Raw genomic sequence first — 20,134 nt, 5'->3', positions numbered from 1 at the left:
TGCAGGACGAATGGGCTATCTGGCAAGGAACATCGCATTGGCGCTCGCAACGTCCGTGCTGATCGCGGGTTTTTCGGGCTGCACACGTCCGCTGACCGAGAATGAGCGCCGCTTTGCTGCCGATGTGATCGGACCGACGCTGGATGTGGACGCGGTGCGCATCGCGCGCGGCTTTACGCCCATCCCGGCCGCGCCCGCCGCGCCGGACACATCCGATCTCTACCCGGTGATCGAAGAAAACACCGTGACCGGGCTTTGCACCCGCGCCGCGCCCGAGCCGCGCAGCGGCCCGCCGCCCGGCTGGGCGCTATGGAACCGCGTGCATTTCAGCCGCGAATTCTACCGCGGCGATCTGGCGCCTGCCTGGCCAGATGCCGCGCGCTTTCCCCAGGCGTTGGTCTTCGCCCATGAGCTGGTCCATGTCTGGCAATGGCAGAACCGCGACACCACCGGCTATCGCCCCACGCGAGCCGCGCTGGAAAGCCTGATGAATATGGACCCCTATTTCTACTCGCCGGGTAAGGATGCCAGCTTTCTCGAGTTCGGCTATGAACAGCAGGGTGCACTTCTCGAGGATTACCTCTGCCACGCGCTCTATGATCCCGCCGGGCCCCGCCGGGCCGAGCTGCGCCCGCTCTTGGCGCCCTATTTCCCGCTGGATCGGCTGGACGCCGTATTGGGACATTAGCGCGCAGGATTGCCGCGTGTCGGTTTCGCGCGCCCATTGGTCGGATGGGCTGCGCGCCGCGATATGAAACTGATAGAACCGTGGGCAATCAATGCCATCGGAGTCGCAGCGCATGAAAACCACAGTCAAAGCTCTAGTCGTCGGTGGCGGTGCCGTCGGCACGTCGATCGCCTATCACCTGGCGCGCGCCGGTTGGGACGACGTCATGCTGCTGGAGCGCGACGAGCTGACCTCAGGCTCCACCTGGCATGCGGCGGGCCTTCTGCCCTATTTCAACATGAGCTATGCGACGACGCATATCCACGACTACTCGATCAAGTTCTACAAGACACTTGAGGAAGAGACCGGCCTCAATGCCGGTTTCGCCGTGGTCGGCAACCTGCGCATGGCCCAGACCGAAGAGCGGATGGACGAGTATCGCCTCTATGCCTCGACCGCCGAGACCTGCGGCGTGCCCTATGAGTGGATGACCCCCGACGAGATCAAGGCGAAATGGCCGCTGATCCACACCGATGACCTCAAAGGCGCGCTCTACCACCAGACCGATGGCTATATTAACCCCGCCGACGTCACGATGGCGATGGCCAAGGGCGCGCGCCAGCGCGGCGTGATGATCGAGCGCAAATGGCAGGCCGACGCCTTCCACTGGAATGGTGAGGCGTGGGAAGTAACCGCGACCAAGATGGTCGAGAAGGGCGGCAACCTGGTGCCCTCGGACGAACAGATAATGATTACCGCCGAGCATGTCGTGACCGCCTCCGGCAACCATGCGCAGCGCACCGCCAAGATGCTGGGCATCAAGATGCCCGCGATCCCGGTGGAGCACCAGTTCATCGTGATGGACCAGGACCCCGAGCTGGTCAAATTCCGCGCGGAGGGCAATGTAGAGCATCCCGTGATCCGTGACGCCGACGCGCAATCCTATGTCCGCGAAGAGCGCGGCGGCTGGATCCTGGGCGTCTACGAGCCCGGCGCGCCCTCGCGCTTCGAACACGGCGTGCCCGACAGCTTCCGCGCGGACCTCTTCCAGCTCGATCTCGACCGGATCGAGGATCAGTACATGGCGATGAACCACCGCATCCCATCGGCTGAGGAATGCGGCCTCAAGGACGATTTCAACGGCCCGATCTGCTACACCCCCGACGGCAACCCGCTGGTCGGCCCGGCGCCCGGCCTGCGCAACATGTGGCTGGCCGAGGGCTTCAGCTTCGGCATCACGGCGGCAGGTGGGACCGGCTATTACCTCGCTCAGTTGATGACCAAGGGCGAGGCCGAGATCGACATGGCAAGCCTCGATCCCAAGCGCTACTCGTCGAACTGGATGACCACCGAGTTCGCCGCGCGCAAGAACGAGGAATGCTACGAGCACGTCTATATCCTCCACCACCCCGATGAAGAGCGCCCGGCCTGCCGGCCCTTGCGCACAGCGCCAGCCTATGACCGCCAAAAGGCGCGCGGCGCGCAGTTCGGCTTCGTCAATGGCTGGGAGCGGCCCAATTATTTCGGACCGCTCGATGCGCCGGAGAATTTCGACCACGACGCGCGCAGCTTCCGACGGGGCGGCTGGTGGCAGCACGCGGTCGATGAGGCCAAGGCGATCCGCGAGGGCGTGGGGCTGATCGACGCGTCGGCCTTCACCAAGCATATCGTCAAGGGCCCGGGCGCCACCGCATTTCTTGACTGGTTCACCTGCAACAAGCTGCCGAAGGTGGGCCGGATCAACCTGACCTACGCGCTGACCGCGCATGGCACGACGCGTACGGAGTATACCATCGTGCGCACCGGCGAGGACATCTATTACCTCGTCTCGGCCGGAGCCTGGACCGAGTATGATGCCGATTTCCTACGCAAGGCCGCCGAGGACAAGATGGCGGAGTTTGGCTATGTCGAGATCCAGGACGTGACGACGCAATGGGGCGTCTTCGCCATCGCCGGGCCGAAATCGCGCGACGTGCTTCGGGACGTCATCGTCGACACCGACCCCTCAACCGCGCTCTCGAACAAGCGCTTCCCGTGGCTCAGCGCGCGCCAGATCGAGCTGGGCATGTGCCCCGTCAACGCCATCCGCGTCGCCTATACCGGCGAGTTGGGCTGGGAACTGCACCATCCGATCGAGATGCAGAACTACCTTTTCGACCTGCTGGAAAAGGCGGGCGAAAAGCATGGGCTAAAACTGATCGGTGCCCGCGCCCAGAACTGGCTGCGGCAAGAAAAAAGCTACCGCGCCTTCGGCAACGAGCTGGGTCGCGATGCGACCCCGCTTGAAGCTGATCTGCCGCGCTTTGTCGATTTGGACAAGGAATTCCACGGCAAGGCCGCGATGGTTGAGACGGGGGTTCGCGCCAAATGCGCGACCTTCCTCATCGACGGGCCGGACGATGCCGATCCCTGGGGCCGCGAAGTGCTGTACACGACTAGCGGCGAGCGCATCGGGCGCCTTACCTCGGGCGGCTATTCGGTGGCTTTCGGCAAAAGCATCGGCATGGGTTACATCAAGCCCGAGTTGGCGGTGCCGGGGACTGTCCTCAAGGTAAAAATCATGGACGAGCTCTGGGACGCGACCGTGACCGAGGACAGCCCCTATGATCCGAAGAACGAGGTCATCCGTCTTGATGGCTGAGGGCAGGGGCCGGCGTCCGGCCCTCCTCCTGATCCTGGTCGCTGCGCTGTCTCTCGGCGCGGCGATCTTTCATGACAGGAACCCGCTGGCGCAAGAGGCCGGCGAGTATGCCGAATCCATCGCCAAGGTCAGCGCGGCGACCTATGTCACGCTGCGGACGCTGAACGCGCTCCTCTCGACGGCCCAGGAGGTGGAGGTCGGCGCATCGGTTGGTGTGTCGGGCAATTTCCAGCCCGGCAAGGTCCTCGAGCCGATTGACGACACGATCGAGCGCATCGCGGCGACGGTTTTTTCGATTATGCTGGTATCCGGCCTGCTGGCGGTGGCGATGGGGCCGGTCGGAGCCGTTGGCGGGACGATGATTGCGGCGGCCTGCCTGCTGATGCTGATGGGCCGCCGATTGCCCTTGCGGCCCGGCGCGCGCAAACTGGGTGTCATGGGCGCTGTGCTGACGCTGGGCCTGCCGCTTTGCCTGATCGCGTCCGACTGGCTGGCCGTTCCGCTGACCGGCTCCGTTTTGACCCGGCATCAGGCCGTCATCGACGATATCGTCATCGAAGTGCCCGAAGTGGCCCCCGAGCCGCTCGAACCCGCGCCCGAGGAGCCGGGTATGCTGAGCGGTTTGCGGAACAGCTTCAGTACAGGTGTCGATTACGTGGCCAGCGGACAGCAAATCCTGGCGCAGGTCCGCAATGTCGTCACGAACGCCGACGAGATCATCTCCAGCTACCTGTCCATCCTGGCCGTGCTGATCTTCCGAACTTTCCTGCTACCCGCCCTTCTGCTGACCGCTGTCTGGGTGGTCGCGCAAAGCTACGTGCGGGACTGACGACAAAATGACCGCGAGGGCAGAAATTCGCGCCGCCGCGTAAAATTTTCACGAAAAATTTGGCTTGCCCAATTTGTCGCACTAGTTCGCATCATACAGATGTGAAAACGAAAGGATATTTCATGAAGCGCCGTTCAATTATCAAATCATTTGCCGCTGCCGGTATGCTCGCCGCGGTCGGTGCCTGCGCCCAGATGGACGATGGAGATGATATCGTCGATATCGCCTCGTCGAACCCGCAGTTCTCGACCCTGACGGCGGCCATTGGCGCCGCCGGGCTGACGGATACGCTGCGTGGGCCGGGCCCCTTCACCGTGTTCGCGCCGACCGATGCGGCCTTCGACGCGCTACCGGCCGGCACGCTCGACATGCTGCTGATGCCCGAGAACAAGGACAAGCTAGCGTCTATCCTGACCTATCACGTCGTTCCCGGCGCGGTCACATCTGACCAGCTTCTGGGCCAGCGCATGGACGTCACCACGGTTCAGGGCAGCACCGTGCGGGTAGACGGCAGGGGCGGCAAATACGGTGCGGCTGTGCGCGTCAATGATGCCAACGTGACCACTGCCGACATCATGGCGACGAATGGCGTGATCCATGTGATCGACAAGGTGCTGCTGCCCTAAGCATCCGGCACGGTTGAACAGGAAAGCCCGGCGATCCCGCGATCGCCGGGCTTGTCAGTTTATGCTCAGCCGCCCTTCATATACGGCATGAGCACCACTTCGCTGTCCGGTTTCACCTCGGTGAACCACGAGTTGCGATAGATCAGACCGTCGACCGCGAGGCTCACCCCGCGGTCGATCTGCGGCTTCAGCGCCGGGTGCTTTGCCGCAAGAGCATCCAGCAACTCCTTGAAGTTGCTGGCCTCCACTTCGACCACTTCCTCTCCGTCCGCCAGATCACGGAGCGAGCCCCAGAGTTTCACCTGCACCATGGCGCTCAGCCCTTGGCCATGATCGCCTTGAGGATCTTGGGCGGCGACATGGGCAATTCGTGCAGTCGCACACCGACGGCGCGGCTGACAGCGTTCGACAGGGCCGCAAGGGGCGGCACGATCGGCGTCTCGCCCACGCCGCGCACGCCGTAGGGGTGGCCGGGGTTCGGGATCTCGAGGATCACCGTGTCGATATTGGGCAGGTCCGACGCGACGGGGATCCGGTAGTCGAGGAAACCCGGATTCTGCAGCAGCCCATCCTCGCCATAGATGTATTCCTCATTGAGCGCCCAGCCGATGCCCTGCACGGCGCCGCCCTGCATCTGGCCTTCGACATAGTCGGGATGCACGGCCTTGCCCGCGTCCTGGAAGACGGTGTAGCGCAGAACCTTGGTGGCGCCCGTCTCGGGGTCGACCTCGACATCCGCCAGATGCACGCCAAAGCTGACGCCCGCGCCCTCGGCATTGACCTCATGATGGCCCGCAATCGGCCCGCCGGTTTCGGACGAAATCGCGGCGATCTCGGCCAAGGTCATCGGCTCGAAATCGCCCGCGTTCGGCCCCGACGGCTTGGCCGCGCCATCCTCCCAGATGACGGCCTCGGCGTCGATGCCCCAGATCTGGGCGACCCGCCCGCACATGACCTGAATGGCGGCGCGGGCCGCCTTGATCGTGGCAAGGCCCACGGCAAAAGTCACGCGGCTGCCATCGGTCACGTCGTTCTGGCCAAGGCTCGCGGTGTCGGTGATCGTGGTGCGCACCTTGTCATAGGGCACGCCCAATTCCTCGGCGGCCATCATGCTGATGGACGCGCGGCTGCCGCCGATATCGGGGTTGCCTTCGGTCACGCTGATCGTGCCATCGGCGTTTACCGCCAGCGAGACCGAGGTATTGCCGCCGAAGTTGAACCAGAATCCGCAGGAGAGGCCGCGCCCCTGATTTTCGCCCAAGGGGGCATGGTAGTGTTCGTGCTCTTTGGCCGCTTCCAGCGTCGCCTTGAGGCCGATCTGGTCGAAGGTCACGCCGTAGGATGCCTTGGTGCCCGCATCGGCGGCGTTCTTGATCCGCACGTCCAGCGGGTCCAGCTCCAGCTTCTGGCAGAGCTCGTCGACGACGCTTTCGACTGCGTAGATCGCCATCGGCGCACCGGGGGCGCGGTAGGCGGCCTCCTTGGGGCGGTTGGTCAGCGCGTTCCAGCCTTGGGTGCGCACGGCGTCCAGATCATAGGCCGCAAAGGCGGCCTGAGCGCCCATGTCGATCGTCTCGCAGGGGAAGGCGCCGCCCTGATAGCGCAGCTGAGCGTCGGCGGCGGTGATCCGGCCGTCCTTGGTCATGCCTATGCGCACATCCATGGAGGAGGAGACCGTTGGCCCGGTGGCGCGGAAGACATCGACGCGGCTCATCACGATCTTGACCGGACGGCCGCATTTGCGGCTGAGCGCCAGCGCGACAGGCTCGATGAAGACGGTGGTCTTGCCGCCGAAGCCACCGCCGATCTCGGACGCGGTGACGCGCAGCTGGCTGCCCTCCATCCCCATGATCCCGGCGCAGAGGTCGCGCACGTTGTACTGGCCCTGCGTCGTGCACCAGAGGTCCGCCTTGCCGTCATTGCCGTAGGAGGCAAGGCAGGCATGTGGCTCGATATAGCCCTGATGGGTGGCCGCGGTGGTAAAGCTGCGCTCGATGATGGTGTCGGCGCGCGCAAAGCCTGCCTCCAAATCGCCATGCCCGAATTCACTGTAATGCGTCACGTTGGGGCCCGAGCCTGCCGGCACGCTTTCATCCGCGCGGGTCTCCTGAACCACGGGGGCATCCGGCTTCATCGCCTCGTCCACGTCGGTCACGTGAGGCAGGGGCGTATAATCCACCTTGATCAGCTTCAGCGCTTTCTTGGCGGTCGCCATGTCCTTGGCGGCGACGGCGGCGACGGCATGCCCGTCATAGAGCGCCTTGCCGCGTGCGAGGCAGTTGTCCTGCACGTCGCGCAGGAAATCATCTTCGGGCACGCCCCAATCTGCCGAGGTCACGACGGCCTTGACGCCGGGCAGGGCCAGCGCCTCGGAGGTGTCGATGCTGTTGATGGTGGCATGGGCGTGCGGGCTGCGCAGGACCAGTCCCACCAGCATGCCCGGCACGTTGAAGTCGGCGCCATATAGCGCGCGGCCGGTTACCTTGTCGACGCCGTCGGGGCGCGGAACGCGGGTGCCGACGATCTTGAAATCAGCCTTGGTTTCGGATTGGAAGTTCATGTCATGCGCCCCTCATGTCGGCGGCTGCGATCTGAACAGCCTTGATGATCTTGTCATAGCCGGTGCAACGGCAAAGATTGCCGGCCAGCCAATAGCGGACCTCCTCGTCGGTCGGATCGGGGTTGCGCTCCAGCAGAGTCTTGGCGGCGACGAGGATGCCCGGCGTGCAGATCCCGCATTGCAGCGCGGCGTGGTCGATGAAGGCCTGTTGCAGCGGGTGCAGACCCTCGCCGATGGCCATGCCCTCGACGGTCTTGATCTGCGCGCCCTCGGCCTCAGCGCCCAGCACAAGGCAGGAGCAGACGAGGCGGCCGTCCATCTCGACGGTGCAGGCGCCGCAATCGCCGGTGCCGCAGCCTTCCTTGGCGCCGCTGAGGCCCAGCCGGTTACGCAGGCTATCCAGCAGCGTTTCCTCGGGGGCGCAGACGAATTCGGCCTCATCGCCGTTGATGGTGGTGGATACGTGGATATTCTTCATGTCGGTCTCTCCCGGCCCAAAGGCCTCGAATGTCAGGTGGCCTCAGGCACGCGCGGCGGCGCGCTCCATGGCGATGCGGGCGGCGCGCTTGGCCAGCACGCCCGCGACAGTGGTGCGGAACTCGGCGGTGCCGCGCTTGTCGTCGATCGGGTTGCAGGCGGCCTCACAGGCGCGCACAAGCGCGGCAATAGCCGGATCCTCCAGCTTGGAGCCGATGATCGCCTCCGCCGCTTCCGGCACGAGGGCGACCTTCGGGCCAACCGCGCCCAAGGACACGCGGGCGGATTTGATCGTGCCGTCGCTGCCCAGCTCGATACTCACGCCCGCCGAGGCGACGGCAATGTCCATCTCGGTGCGAGGAATGAAGCGTAGATAGGCGTCCGCCGCGGCCTTGGGGCGGGCGGGCAGAAAGACGGAGCTGACGAACTCGCCCTTGCCCAGCGATGTCTTGCCGGGGCTGACCGGGATATCCTCTACCTTGCAGTCGCGCGGGCCATCCGGCCCTTCGATCCGCGCCACGGCGGCGGCGGCAATCATCGCGGGCACCGAATCCGCCGCCGGCGAGCCATTGCACAGATTGCCGACCATGGTGCAGCGGCCCTGGATCTGGGTCGATCCGATCAGCTCGCACGCCTCGACCACGCCGGGCCAGAGCGCGCGGGCGCCCTTATGCTCGCCCAGTTTCTGGCCCGAGACGGCGGCGCCGATGCGCAGGCCGCCATCCTCTTCGGTGATGTCAGTGACGCCGCTCAGATGTTTGATATCAACGATCGTCTCGGGTTCGATCATCCCCGAGCGCAGCTGTACCAGAAGGTCGGTCCCGCCGCCGAGGATGCGCGCCGCGCCCTCACTGCGCGCAAGGATGTCCGATACTTCGGCTGCGGTTTGCGGTTTCATGTATTGCATAGCTGGCTCCATGGCTTGCGCACTGGCATTTGTGCCAAAGTAAACCCCAATCGGCGCGCGCCCGCAATGAGTGGCGTTGTGAAATTTCGCGGCACGCAAGCGAAGGCGCCCGGCTTTTCGGGGCGCAATGCTGCGTGCCGCATCTTGCAAGGTGTGCAGCCGCGTCATACGGGTGGACGGGGTGACGCGGCGAAAAGGAAGCGGGCGCAAGGGCATGGGCGACGTTTGGGACGGCATGGTTCAGGCGGTCTGGCTGATTTTCAGCCTCGATTCCGACCTCTACGAGATCGCGTGGCGCAGCCTTCGCGTGACCGGCACCGCTTTGGCCATCGCCTGCGTCATTGCGCTGCCTCTTGCGGCGCTGCTCTCGGTACAGCGGTTTCGCTGGCGGCGCGGCACGATCGCGATCCTCAACGCGCTGATGGGTCTGCCGCCCGTGGTGGTGGGGTTGATCGTCTATGTGCTTTTGTCTCGCTCGGGGCCGCTGGGAGTGCTGGGCCTATTGTTCACGCCGACGGCGATGATCATCGCACAGGTGGTCATCATCGTGCCGCTCATTGCCTCGATTGCGCATCAGTCCCTGCGCGATCTGTGGTCCGAGTATCACGATCTGCTGATCTCGATGAATGCCACGCGCGGTCAGCGCATCACGGCGCTGCTTTATGACGGGCGCCGCGCGTTGCTGACGGCGGCGCTGGCGGGCTTTGGCCGGGGTGTGGGCGAAGTGGGCGCGATCATGATCGTGGGCGGCAATATCGAGCATGCCACGCGGGTCATGACCACGGCCATCGCGCTGGAGACCGGCAAGGGCAATTTCGCATTGGCGCTGGCGCTGGGGTTCATTCTGATCGCGCTGTCGATCGTGATCAACCTCGCCATCCACGCGCTCAGCCGGACCGAGACGGAGGGCCGGTGGTGAGTGCGCTTCTGCCTCTTTCCATGAAGGGCGGCGCCGTGCATCGACGCGGCAAGCGTCTGATTGGGCCCATCGACCTGGATATTTCCGGGCAGGGCCTCACTGCCCTGATCGGCCCCAACGGTGCGGGCAAGTCGACCTTGCTCAAGGCGTTGCACGGGCTTGAACGTCTGAGCGAGGGGCAGATCGCCTGGTCCTGCCCGCGCGCCGAGGCGCTGCATCGGCAGGCTTTCGTCTTTCAGACGCCGGTCATGCTGCGCCGCTCGGTGCTGGATAACCTGGCCTATCCGCTCCGCCTCACTGGCACGCCACGCCGCGCGGCGCGCGAGGCGGCGGCGGGCTGGTGCGCGCGCATCGGCCTCGAAGGGATGGAGGCCCGTGCGGCCACGGTCCTCTCGGGCGGCGAGAAGCAGAAGCTGGCCCTTGCCCGCGCTCTTGTCACCGCGCCCGAGCTGCTTTTTCTCGATGAGCCGTCAGCCTCTCTCGACGGGCGGGCCACGCGCGAGATCGAGACGCTTTTGGCTCTTGCCACCGAGACGGGAACACGTATCGTCATGGCAACGCATGACATGGGGCAGGCCCGTCGGCTGGCCCGAGAGGTAATATTTCTGCGCGGCGGAAGGGTCCATGAGACCGGCTCCGCACCCGCCTTTTTCGATGCACCCACCACGGAGGCCGCGCGCGCCTTTTTGGCAGGCGACATCGTTGAATGACCTTCAGATCGAATGACGTTCAGACGTGAGATGACGAAAAGGAGTTACCTACATGCGTAAATTCACCCTTGCAGCGGCGCTGATGCTTGGCAGTGCGGCGGCGACCGCCCCGGCCCAGGCCGAAGAGATGAAGATGGCCGTCACGACCAGCTTTCACAATTCCGGCCTGGCCGAGGTGCTCTTGCCCGAGATCCTCAAGGATACCGGCATCGACGTTCAGCTGCTCGTCGTCGGCACCGGTCAGGCGGTCAAGCTGGGCGAGGCGGGCGATGTGGACGCCATCCTGGTCCATGCGCGCGCCGCCGAGGAAAAGTTCGTCGAGGCGGGGCACGGCACCCATCGTCGCGAGATCATGTATAACGACTTCGTTCTGGTCGGCCCCGAGTCCGATCCGGCGGGCATCCGCGACGCAGGCAGCGCCGCCGACGCATTGGGAGCCATCGCCGCGGCAGACGCGTCCTTCGTCAGCCGCGGCGATGACAGCGGCACCCACAAGAAAGAGCTGAGCCTCTGGAGCGCGGCGGGGCTCAAGCCGGATGCGGAGGGCGACTGGTACAAGGAGGTCGGCGCCGGCATGGGCGCTGCGCTGAACACCGCCGCAGGGCTCGACGCCTATATCATGTCCGACAGGGCAAGCTGGCTGAATTTCGGCAACAAGGCCGATCTGGCACTGCTCTATTCGGGCGATCCGCTGCTTTTCAATCAATACGCTTACCTGCCGGTGAACCCCGACAAGGGCGATTACATCAAAAGCGATCTGGCCGAAGAGCTGGAGGTCTGGCTGACCAGCGCGCGGGCCAAGGAGCTTATCGACGGCTACCGCATCGCGGGCGAGCAGCTTTTTACCTTCAATGCTGAGATGACGGATATGTCCAAAGCGGCCGAGTGACGGCGCCGGCCTGCGATCCGGTGATACAATAGAGACGGCGCGCCTCATGGGCGCGCCGTTTTTGATTATGGTATGTGGCTGCGGCGCGGCGCCGTTCTCAGAAAAGGCTTGCCACCGGCGCGCCGGGGGCCAGGTCCATCTCGCGGCGCAGCTGTGCACGCGCGCGGGCAAGGCGGGACATCACCGTGTTCTTGCCGCAGCCCGTTTGCCCGGCCAGCGCCGCCGGGCTTGTCTCGCCCGCGATGACCAGCGCGATGAGCGCGGCCTGATCGCCTGGCAGGCGCGCGATGGCCTCCTGCAGATCGGCAAGCGCGAGGGAGGCAAAGACCTCGGGCTCTGTGCTGGGCGCGTCCTCGTCCTCTAGCGGAAGATGCGGCGCGCGGCGCAGTCCCTGGCGATAGAGATTGCGCAAGGCGGCACGCGCATAGGCGCGCAGATCCTCGATTTCGGCCACTTCGCCGCGCCGCCGCCAGAGGCGCAAAAGCGTCTCCTGCGCCAGGTCCTGGGCCTCGGCCTCGCTACCCGCGAGGCGGCGGGCCAGGCGCATCAGATCAGGGTGCAGCGCGACGATGACATGGGTCGCACAGGCGGGTTCTTCGGATAGCATTGGCAGCGTAGACAGCATCGGACAGACCTCTTGGTGAGACGATATCTATCTACAGTCGCAGCATTTTTTGCTGTGGCAATCCGGGGCCTTTCCGCCGATAGGCCCAAATCGGCCTTTTTGCGCGGAGGTGTGCCGATTGCGGGCGCGCCATCGGCGCCGCGCCGCCAATGGCGGGAATTCGGCGAAAGGCGTGGGACGCGATTGCCCTTTACCGCGTCTTGTTAGGTGAAGCAGGCGATGAGGCCTCTTCCCAAGATGACATGATAATCAGGAGATATCACATGACCAAATATATCGCACTCGCACTCGGCATGAGCGCAATGGCAACGACCGCATTCGCGGATATGTCGGCCATGGACACCAACGCCGACGGCATGCTGACGATGGACGAAGTGCAGGCAGCCTATCCCGACATGACCGCCGAGCAGTTCAGCGAAATCGATTCGAATGGCGACGGCGCTGTCGACGACGCCGAGCTGACGGCAGCGAAGGACGCTGGCCTGCTCCCGGCCAGCTAAGCGCGGCTGACCCTGCCTGGCTGGCTACAACGCTGGCCGGGCAGTGCGTTTTCCCCCGGCGAGTTTCTTCTCCAACAGACACGGCCGCTGGGGGAAGGTGACCGCAGGGCGGGTTCCTTACGGCCGCCCTGCGGCGCTACCTTGAGTGAAATGACAACGAAAAACGGCGCGGCCTTAAGGGGCCGCGCCGTTTTCTTTTTAGCTCAAGCTCACATGGATTACTTGGGTGCGCCCCGCCGCTCGACTTATTTGGGTGCGGCGCGCCGCACCATGCCAAAGAGGTCGCGCGGATCGTCGGGGTCCGCCAGCATGTCCAGATCCTGGTGGAATTCGGTGCCCTCGATTTGGGCGCGCACATAGCGCAGCGCGCTGAAATCCTCGGTGGCAAAGCCCACGGAATCGAAGAGCGTGATCTGGCTGTCGCTGGTGCGGCCCTTGGCGGCGCCCGTCATCACCTGCCACAGCTCAGTCACGGCGAAATCCTCAGGCATCTGCTGAATCTCGCCCTCGACGCGGGTCTGGGGCGGGAATTCAACAAAGACGTCAGACCGCTCCAGAATGGCGGGGGCCAGCTCGGTCTTGCCGGGGCAGTCGCCTCCGATGGCGTTGATATGGACGCCGGCGCCGACCATATTGTCGGTCAGGATGGTCGCGTATTGCTTGTCCGCGGTGCAGGTCGTGATGATCTGCGCGCCTTCCATGCTGGCCTCGGCAGAGTCGCATTTGACCACGTTGAGGCCCATCCCCTCGAGGTTGCGCGCCGCCTTCTCCGTCGCGGCCTTGTCGATATCCCAAAGGCGCACGGTCTTGATGCCGACGATGGATTTCATCGCAAGGCTCTGGAATTCGGACTGAGCGCCGTTGCCGATCATCGCCATCGTGTCCGCGCCCTTGGGGGCAAGGTATTTCGCCACCAGCGCCGATGTGGCGGCCGTGCGCAGCGCGGTGAGGATGGTCATCTCGCTCAGCAGGACGGGATAGCCGTTGCCGACATTGGCCAGAAGGCCGAAGGCGGTGACGGTCTGATAGCCCAGCTTGGTGTTGCTGGGGTGGCCGTTCACGTATTTGAAGCCGTAGACCTCGCCATCCGAGGTGGGCATCAGCTCGATCACGCCTTCTGCGGAATGGCTGGCGACGCGGGGCGTCTTGTCGAAAAGCTCCCAGCGTTTGAAGTCTTCTTCGATATAGGTGGCAAGGCCAGCCAGCATCTCTTCGATGCCGATATGGTGGATCAGCTTCATCATGTTGTCGACGCTGACAAAAGGCACATAGGCCTTCTCGGAGGGGAAGAGGTTGCTCATTTCGTTGCCTTCTCGGGGTTCGTGTTGCGTTTGGCGAGGTGCAGACCGGCAAGCATGCAGCGCACCGATCCTCCTGCGCTTTCGATGGTGGGGATGTCCAGCGGCACGATGCGGGCTGATCGCTCGATCATGGCGATCTGCGGTTTGTCGAGAGCTGCAAGGGCGCGGCTGGACATTGCGGCCATCAGGCCGGTCGGCGTGTTCAACTCGATGGCGTTGCCGGCGAATTCGGCAATCTGGCGGTGGCTGAGGTCGATCACGTCGCGGCCCGGCTCGGCCAGACGTTCGGCGATCTCGGCGCGGCGCGCAGCGTTCTTGATCATGTCGAGGCTGATCATCGCGAAATGCGTGCCGATCGCCATGACCACATTGGTGTGATAGACGGGCGAGCCGCTCTCATCTATGGCGTCGAACACCATCGGCTCGTAGCCGAAATTGGTGCAGAAACGCTCGAGCAGGATCGGATCGGCGCGGTGCGAGCGCGCGACATAGGCGATGCGCCCGATATGATCGATCACCATTGCGCCGGTGCCTTCCAGGGCCAGCCCGTCCTGCTCCAGCCCCGAGTAATCGGTGACGACCTGAACCCGGTATTCGCGTTTGAGCATCTCGATCACGTCATCACGCCGCTCGCGGCGGCGGCTGGGCACGAACATCGGATAAACGGCGACATGCCCGCCGGGATGGGTCGAGAACCAGTTGTTTGGAAAGACGGAATCGGGCGTGTCGTCGCGGTCGTCCTGAAAGACATGGACGCCCACGCCCTCGTCGCGCAGCCGTGCCGCGGCGGCATCGAACTCGGCCGCTGCCGCCTCGGCCACCTCGATCTCGGTCAGCGTGGGGCGCGACTGAAACCGGTTGTCGGCCGCCGTCTCGGGATTGGGATGGAACCGATTGGGCCGGATCATCACCACGTTTGCAGGGGCCTGAACGGTCATGAAAAGGCTCGCGTCGGGCGGTCGAAAACGCGGCGGCCAAGGGCAGAGGCGGCCAGATCGACCATCACCTGCGCCGTGCGGCCACGGTCATCGAGGAAGGGGTTCAGCTCGACCAGATCGAGCGATGTCATCAGGCCGCTGTCGCAGATGATCTCCATCGCCAGATGCCCTTCGCGCATCGTCGCGCCGCCGGGCACCGTGGTCCCCACGGCAGGCGCGATGGAGGGATCAAGGAAATCGACATCGAGCGAGACATGCAGCATCCCGTTCGCCTTCTCCACGGCGGTGAGGAAATCGGCCAGGGGGCTTGCGATGCCGGTTTCGTCGATGCTGCGCATGTCGTGATAGCGCACTTGGGTCGCCTGCATCGCCTCACGCTCGTCCGGATCGACCGAGCGCAGACCCAGAAGGCAGATGTTTTCATGCGGCACCGGGTGCGCCACCTCGGGAAAGCCGTGAAAGCCGTCGCGGCCCGTCACATAGCCCAAGGGCGCACCATGCAGGTTGCCCGAGCCGGTGCTTTGCGGCGTGTGGTAATCGGTATGCGCGTCCAGCCACAGCACGAAGAGGGGCCGTCCCTCGCGCGCGGCATGGTTCGCGGCGCCAAGGACCGAGCCAAGCGCGAGGCCATGATCGCCGCCCATGAAGATGGGCAGGCCGCGCGGCAGGGCCTCTTCGGCGGCGCGGGCAAGGGCAGAGGTCCAGCCGATCATCTCGGCGGGCTGGTAAAGATGATCGGGCAGATCGGGATGCCGCTCGGCCGCGTCGGGGGCGACATTGCCGATATCCACCACGTCATGGCCCAAGTCGGCCAGCGCCGGGCCAAGGCCCGCCGTGCGGTAGGCGTCGGGGCCCATGAGGCACCCCTGGCGGCGCTTGCCAGCATCCATGGGCGCGCCGATCAATATGCATGTCTTGCCGGTCATATCGCTCTCCTCATTTCGGTTGGCTGCAATGTGTTGCGCGAATGGGGCGGATGGAAGTGGACAATTTGCACAGAAGGGAACAAGTTTGTGCAAAATGAAAGCAAGGACATCCGATATGGACGAAACCGACCGTGCCCTCATATCCGCGCTGCGCCATGACGCACGCGCGTCCCTGTCGGACTTGGCGGCAGGCCTCGGCGTGTCGCGCACGACGGTGCGCAGTCGGATCGAGCGACTTCAGCGCAGCGGCGAGATTGTCGGATTTACCGTGGTGCTCAAGGCGGATGCCGCGCGCGATCCGGTGCGCGGGCTGATGATGCTGGGTATCGAGGGGCGCGGGACCGACCGCATCCTGCGCCAGCTGAACGGGCTGAGCGCGGTCCGGGCCTTGCACAGCACCAATGGCCAGTGGGATATCATCGTCGAGATCGGCGCGCCGACGCTGGAGGAATTCGACCGCGTGCTGGCCCAGATCCGCCGGCTTGACGGTGTGGTCAGCAGCGAGACGAGCCTGCTCCTCTCGACGCGAAAATCAGCCGGTTAACGCCGCGCGGCCATTCCCCAGAGGACCGCCAGCGCCAATGAGGCCAGCATGTTCCAGCTGGCCATCGACAGACCCGCCATCCGCCACGCCACCTCGTCACACATCACGACGCCAAGTGGGCCGTCTAGGCTGAGAAGATCAGAGCCCGATCCGGTGCCCAAGCCACCGCCCGAGCAGGAGGTCGGGCCTTCCCACCAGCCGCGCTCGACGCCCGAATGGTAGGCGGCGATGCCCGCACTGGTCAAAACCGCCAGCATTCCCAGCCAGGGCATGAACCGCCCGTGGCTCCACCGCCCCAGCGCCAGTGCAAAGAGCCCGATCAGTGCCGCCGCTCCATGAGGCCAGCGCTGCCATAGGCAGAGCTTGCACGGAGCCAGCCCGCCCAGATGCTGAAACGCATAGGCCGCGGCAAGAAGCAGAACCGATCCGATGGCGGCGAGGGCGATGTAAGCGTTGCGCGACATGAATCAGAATACCTTTACCAGGAGGAAGCCGCCGATGAGGCAGACAAAGAAGAGGACGAACATCAGGCCCAGCCGCCGCTCGACGAAATCGCGGATCGGCGCGCCGAATTTCCACAGCAGACCCGCGACGATGAAGAAGCGCAGGCCGCGTGCCAGGATCGAGGTGACGATGAACGTGGCCAGCGGCATCCCCGTCCAGCCGGACATGATGGTGATGACCTTGTACGGGAAGGGCGTTATGCCGGCCATGAGCACGGCCCAGAAGCCCAGATCGTTGAACCGGGTGCTGAACTCGGCCATCGCATCCGCCTTGCCCAGCGATTGCAGGATCGGCTGGCCGATCTGTTCGAAGGCCAGCGCTCCGATGGCATAGCCCGCCAGGCCGCCCAGCACGGAGGCCAGCATCGCCGTGCCCGCGATGATCCAGGCCCGCGACGGGCGCGCGAGGATCATCGGGATCATCAGCACATCGGGCGGAATGGGAAAGACCGAGCTTTCGATGAAGGCGACCATGGCCAGCACCCACAGCGCATGGGGGTGATCGGCCATCGCGATGGTGCGGTCATAAAGGCGTCTGATCATGGGCGGGGCACGCTCCGGCAAAGGGTGACGCGCTCAGACCATGCAGGGCAGGGCCGGTCAAGCCCCGATGGCGCGCGGCGCCTTCCTCTGGCCTCGGCAAGACCGCCTGCAAGGCGCGAAAAATGCGCGCCCGGAATGCGCAGAGGGTCTGGACGCGCGCGCGCCCTTTCGCTAGACCTCGCCCTCAGTGTGCCCAAGTGGCGGAATGGTAGACGCAGGGGATTCAAAATCCCCCGCCGCAAGGCGTGCCGGTTCGAGTCCGGCCTTGGGTACCACCCTGTCTTGACAGGGTTTTCCGCAAATCGTGATTGTCTGATACGGTTTGCGATGTCTGCGCGCTCACATAGGCCATTCACAGTTGCCCGTTTCGTAATTTTTATGTTCTGCACACAGAGCGTTTCCATAGCATGCCTTACTCAGCGGAAGTAAACGAGGCAATAAAAGGTCTCCCGCACTGGCTGCGGTTGTCCATGTGGTCGCATTTCAGGATGATCTTGTGGAGGAAATCCCTCCATTGATCGCCGACGTACTCAACATCTCGGTCAATGAAGAATACGATACCATCTTGACGATTTTGGTCACGATGGACGTTTTCTATGAAGCACTCGTCTGTTCGTACATCGGTGGGCCAGACGAAGCAGTTTTTCCGCCGTAATCAGATGGACCGCGACGCGCCGGTTTTTACTGATCGTGACGAAATTCCAACTGAGACTGTTCGTGACGTATGTTACGCGGGTTGTCGTTACAAAAACCCCGACTTTGACAACTACGCTCCTCGCATAGCTAACGTACCAGCTTGGACCCGGGGCGAACCGGTGCCGGGTACTGTCCTGATTTCGACTCACGTACCGGGTGGGTTGGCGTTGTCGCCAAAAGCGATGCCCGACCGTGCGGCTTCTGGGTAACCACCGTCCGGTTGATTGAGAAGAAATTTATAGGACGACAATTACATAGCCTACAAAGCGCCCGACCCGCAAGGTGTTGGCCGCGATCATAGCCGTAGTCATGCGGCCGCGTGCGCCGCGTTCGAGATTTTTGTGCGGGGCCTGGAACCCGGCCCGATGGTCGACCTGATTGAGGCAATTGAGTGCACGCTCATTGTTGGGGCCGCATAGCTCACGCGCAGTAGGCAGGATTGGTGGTCCTGTTCTCGAAGCTGTGGCCCTATTCCACCGCGGCTGGGGTCGCGATTGCAGTGCACCTGGGCGTCTAAGTCTGGGGGCGCAAGGATGCGGCTGCCGAAGCCGCGCAGCGGGCAAAGAAAGCCCGCAGGGATGCGAAGGATTGGATGGATGGAAGTAGATATTTCCAACGACGGTGGTGGTGCTCATGGCTGGCCGCGCGGTCGCGTCGATCAATCGTGAGATCTTCGATGGGATGCCCAGACACGCAAGGATCACCCGGCGCCTCTTGTCACGGATGGCGGGCGGCAATCGAAAGTGACGGGCGCTCGGTTCGTCGCACTTGTTGAGCAGGGTGCGGTGAAGGCGCGGCATCGCCTTGATGTCAAATGGAGCTCTTCTGGCCCTCTAAAATGCCGTCCGTCCTGAACGCAAGATCGACGAAAGCAAGTTTCAAACGACAACCCTAACCAAATTGGAGCAATAAGATGGCCGATTGGCTCACATCAAGCGAACCTCTCATCTTGTCCGAACGTCCGGATCACTACAAACCTCTGACTCTGCAGATCGAAGTCGGAAGCGGAACCGTAGAGGTCCAGCGGTTGCAATCGGACGGCGTTACCTGGTCCACGATCGAGGTTGAGGGCACGCTCACAGCCAGCGGTATCTACAAGGTTGACCGGTCCAACAGCCCAGAGTTGCGGATCATCGCCACTGGAGATGCTAAGTTCTCGGCGGTTGGAAAATGAGCATCATTTCACGCGGTATCATTTTACGCGGCGTCATCTTTGACGTAGAGCGCGAGGAGGCGCCCACCGGCCCCATCAACACGATACGCCCCGCTATCATCGGAACGCCTGAGGTAGGCGAGACGCTAACGGTTTCCTACGGTACATGGACCGCCACCGGGACAATCAGCTATCAGGGCGTTCTGCGGCTGAGTGGCGTTGATGTGACTCACAACATGGAGGGGGGCACTTACACCCCGACCACTGAGGGCAACCTGACGTGGACTATCGTCGCCACAGGCGACGAGGGCAGCGCTACGGCAAACGCGACGGGCGTTAGCATAAATTACGCCGCTCCTTATGCCTCGGGTTCGCTATCAGACCGGTCCTACACCCAATACACGGGCGTAAAGACGGTAGATGCGTCAGGCGACTTTACCGGTGCGGCGGGTGGCACATGGTCCGTCACTGGTGCCGGGGCCTCGATCAACGCAAGCGGTGTCGTCGCCATCCCGACCACGACGCTTCTGACCGGCGCGATTGTGACCGTGACCTACACCAACTCGGGTGGCGCGGCATCAAGCGCGTTTGCCGTGACGATTGAAGAAAAGTTAGCCGTAGGGAGCATTTCTAATTTCACGCTAGACACCAATACAGACCCGATAGAATTCAGTGTCGGGACCGACACGGAAGGCGACATCTATTGGGTCATCACTGGCAGCGCGACTGCTCCAACTGGTGCGCAGATTACGACAGAGCTGGGCGAGAGCGGGGCGCCAGCAGAACTCGCGGGAAGTTTCTTCCTGGGGTTCGGGGCTACGGATATTGGTCTTGATTTTTCAAGCCTGACAAGCGGCGAGAAATACATGCACATTGTCTTGGATGATGGCGTGGAGTTGTCGAATGTACTGACTTCTGATGCATTTGAGATTTTCGTAGTCGGCGGTGATGGCGAATTGGTTCCTGACCCGTTCATGGAAAACTCGTCTGATTTCATAGCACTAGGATTTACATTCGATAACCCTGGCTACTCTACTACTAGCGACGCAACAGGCTCGCTTCGGCCACAGCGTCCACCGAATGTCACTGCGGGCGTTCTGCATGAGAGTGTCCTGTCTTCTGTGTAACTGGGAACTGGTCCATGCTTCCTGAGAGGAGCAAGGACGATGACGATTTCCAA

General features: G+C 63.5%; 21 protein-coding genes and 1 tRNA gene. 12 read left to right on the top strand and 10 right to left on the bottom strand.

The window, feature by feature from the left end:
- Nucleotides 1-37 precede the first annotated feature (37 nt).
- The 4 genes from ACEWPL_RS17675 to ACEWPL_RS17660 all read left to right on the top strand — a co-directional run bounded on the left by ACEWPL_RS17675 (nt 38) and on the right by ACEWPL_RS17660 (nt 4,763).
- Entirely contained in the window at nt 38-688 is a 651-nt protein-coding gene (locus ACEWPL_RS17675; protein WP_393928788.1) for a hypothetical protein, read from the top strand.
- Between the two features lie 112 nt (nt 689-800).
- Complete coding sequence (locus ACEWPL_RS17670) at nt 801-3,308, top strand: GcvT family protein (RefSeq protein ID WP_393928790.1); 2,508 nt, start codon at nt 801-803, stop codon at nt 3,306-3,308.
- The gene (locus tag ACEWPL_RS17665) at nt 3,301-4,137 is read left to right on the top strand and encodes a hypothetical protein (RefSeq protein WP_393928792.1); all 837 of its coding nucleotides are present in this window, start codon (nt 3,301-3,303) and stop codon (nt 4,135-4,137) included. Before ACEWPL_RS17670 ends, ACEWPL_RS17665 begins: the two co-directional genes overlap by 8 nt.
- A 122-nt stretch (nt 4,138-4,259) precedes the next feature.
- Nucleotides 4,260-4,763 carry a fasciclin domain-containing protein gene (locus ACEWPL_RS17660; protein ID WP_393928794.1) on the top strand — a complete coding sequence of 168 codons (504 nt, stop codon included), beginning with the start codon at nt 4,260-4,262 and terminating at the stop codon, nt 4,761-4,763.
- Between the two features lie 65 nt (nt 4,764-4,828).
- On the opposite strand, the gene ACEWPL_RS17655 is transcribed toward ACEWPL_RS17660, so the two are convergent.
- Genes ACEWPL_RS17655 through ACEWPL_RS17640 form a run of 4 tightly spaced genes read right to left on the bottom strand, consistent with a single transcriptional unit; the run spans nt 4,829 to nt 8,707 of the window.
- Entirely contained in the window at nt 4,829-5,074 is a 246-nt protein-coding gene (locus ACEWPL_RS17655; protein ID WP_393928796.1) for a MoaD/ThiS family protein, read from the bottom strand.
- A gap of 5 nt (nt 5,075-5,079) precedes the next feature.
- Nucleotides 5,080-7,323 (bottom strand): xanthine dehydrogenase family protein molybdopterin-binding subunit, encoded by a 2,244-nt coding sequence (locus tag ACEWPL_RS17650; protein ID WP_393928798.1) that lies wholly within the window; start codon nt 7,321-7,323, stop codon nt 5,080-5,082.
- A gap of 1 nt (nt 7,324) precedes the next feature.
- Nucleotides 7,325-7,801, bottom strand: a complete 477-nt coding sequence (locus ACEWPL_RS17645) for a (2Fe-2S)-binding protein (RefSeq protein ID WP_393928800.1) — start codon at nt 7,799-7,801, stop codon at nt 7,325-7,327.
- A 42-nt stretch (nt 7,802-7,843) separates the two neighbouring features.
- Entirely contained in the window at nt 7,844-8,707 is an 864-nt protein-coding gene (locus tag ACEWPL_RS17640; RefSeq protein WP_393928802.1) for an FAD binding domain-containing protein, read from the bottom strand.
- Between the two features lie 214 nt (nt 8,708-8,921).
- Here ACEWPL_RS17640 and ACEWPL_RS17635 point away from each other — a divergent pair, with 214 nt between their 5' ends.
- From ACEWPL_RS17635 to ACEWPL_RS17625, 3 genes are read left to right on the top strand one after another with little or no spacing between them, the layout of a single operon-like run.
- Complete coding sequence (locus ACEWPL_RS17635) at nt 8,922-9,626, top strand: ABC transporter permease (protein ID WP_393928804.1); 705 nt, start codon at nt 8,922-8,924, stop codon at nt 9,624-9,626.
- A 20-nt stretch (nt 9,627-9,646) separates the two neighbouring features.
- Nucleotides 9,647-10,336: an ATP-binding cassette domain-containing protein gene (locus tag ACEWPL_RS17630; RefSeq protein WP_393928828.1), complete on the top strand. Its 690-nt coding sequence runs from the start codon at nt 9,647-9,649 to the stop codon at nt 10,334-10,336.
- Nucleotides 10,337-10,388: 52 nt separating this feature from the next.
- Entirely contained in the window at nt 10,389-11,225 is an 837-nt protein-coding gene (locus ACEWPL_RS17625; protein ID WP_393928806.1) for an ABC transporter substrate-binding protein, read from the top strand.
- 97 nt (nt 11,226-11,322) lie between these two features.
- On the opposite strand, the gene ACEWPL_RS17620 is transcribed toward ACEWPL_RS17625, so the two are convergent.
- On the bottom strand, nt 11,323-11,850 hold the full coding sequence (locus ACEWPL_RS17620; protein WP_393928808.1) for an RNA polymerase sigma factor: 528 nt from the start codon (nt 11,848-11,850) through the stop codon (nt 11,323-11,325).
- Nucleotides 11,851-12,113: 263 nt separating this feature from the next.
- Here ACEWPL_RS17620 and ACEWPL_RS17615 point away from each other — a divergent pair, with 263 nt between their 5' ends.
- A complete protein-coding gene (locus ACEWPL_RS17615; protein ID WP_393928810.1) occupies nt 12,114-12,350 on the top strand; it encodes an EF-hand domain-containing protein in 237 nt (78 codons plus the stop codon).
- A 245-nt stretch (nt 12,351-12,595) separates the two neighbouring features.
- Here the strand turns inward: ACEWPL_RS17615 and ACEWPL_RS17610 are convergent, their stop codons facing one another.
- The 3 genes from ACEWPL_RS17610 to rocF are packed head-to-tail and all read right to left on the bottom strand — an operon-like array spanning nt 12,596 to nt 15,515.
- Nucleotides 12,596-13,651: an ornithine cyclodeaminase gene (locus tag ACEWPL_RS17610; protein WP_393928812.1), complete on the bottom strand. Its 1,056-nt coding sequence runs from the start codon at nt 13,649-13,651 to the stop codon at nt 12,596-12,598.
- Nucleotides 13,648-14,589: a citrulline utilization hydrolase CtlX gene (gene ctlX / locus ACEWPL_RS17605; RefSeq protein ID WP_393928814.1), complete on the bottom strand. Its 942-nt coding sequence runs from the start codon at nt 14,587-14,589 to the stop codon at nt 13,648-13,650. Before ctlX ends, ACEWPL_RS17610 begins: the two co-directional genes overlap by 4 nt.
- Nucleotides 14,586-15,515, bottom strand: a complete 930-nt coding sequence (gene rocF / locus ACEWPL_RS17600) for an arginase (protein WP_393928816.1) — start codon at nt 15,513-15,515, stop codon at nt 14,586-14,588. The genes ctlX and rocF overlap by 4 nt, the downstream gene beginning before the upstream one ends.
- Before the next feature lie 115 nt (nt 15,516-15,630).
- On the opposite strand from rocF, the gene ACEWPL_RS17595 reads away from it, so the two are divergent.
- The gene (locus tag ACEWPL_RS17595) at nt 15,631-16,059 is read left to right on the top strand and encodes an Lrp/AsnC family transcriptional regulator (protein ID WP_393928818.1); all 429 of its coding nucleotides are present in this window, start codon (nt 15,631-15,633) and stop codon (nt 16,057-16,059) included.
- On the opposite strand, the gene ACEWPL_RS17590 is transcribed toward ACEWPL_RS17595, so the two are convergent.
- Together ACEWPL_RS17590 and ACEWPL_RS17585 are read right to left on the bottom strand one after the other, a co-directional pair.
- Nucleotides 16,056-16,523 (bottom strand): disulfide bond formation protein B, encoded by a 468-nt coding sequence (locus ACEWPL_RS17590; protein WP_393928820.1) that lies wholly within the window; start codon nt 16,521-16,523, stop codon nt 16,056-16,058. The genes ACEWPL_RS17595 and ACEWPL_RS17590 overlap by 4 nt on opposite strands.
- A gap of 3 nt (nt 16,524-16,526) precedes the next feature.
- The gene (locus tag ACEWPL_RS17585) at nt 16,527-17,105 is read right to left on the bottom strand and encodes a YqaA family protein (RefSeq protein WP_393928822.1); all 579 of its coding nucleotides are present in this window, start codon (nt 17,103-17,105) and stop codon (nt 16,527-16,529) included.
- 191 nt (nt 17,106-17,296) lie between these two features.
- Here ACEWPL_RS17585 and ACEWPL_RS17580 point away from each other — a divergent pair.
- The 3 genes from ACEWPL_RS17580 (at nt 17,297) to ACEWPL_RS17570 (ending at nt 20,081) form a co-directional block, all read left to right on the top strand.
- Nucleotides 17,297-17,380: transfer RNA gene (locus ACEWPL_RS17580), tRNA-Leu, on the top strand.
- 1,334 nt (nt 17,381-18,714) lie between these two features.
- Complete coding sequence (locus ACEWPL_RS17575; RefSeq protein WP_393928824.1) at nt 18,715-18,975, top strand: hypothetical protein; 261 nt, start codon at nt 18,715-18,717, stop codon at nt 18,973-18,975.
- Nucleotides 18,972-20,081 (top strand): hypothetical protein, encoded by a 1,110-nt coding sequence (locus tag ACEWPL_RS17570; protein ID WP_393928826.1) that lies wholly within the window; start codon nt 18,972-18,974, stop codon nt 20,079-20,081. Before ACEWPL_RS17575 ends, ACEWPL_RS17570 begins: the two co-directional genes overlap by 4 nt.
- Nucleotides 20,082-20,134 lie beyond the last annotated feature (53 nt).

Origin of the sequence: Roseovarius roseus, from assembly GCF_043355935.2 — a bacterium.
Taxonomy (GTDB): domain Bacteria; phylum Pseudomonadota; class Alphaproteobacteria; order Rhodobacterales; family Rhodobacteraceae; genus Roseovarius; species Roseovarius roseus.
The sequence above is the reverse complement of the archived record's forward strand: the minus strand, read 5'-3'. Positions and strand labels throughout refer to the sequence as shown.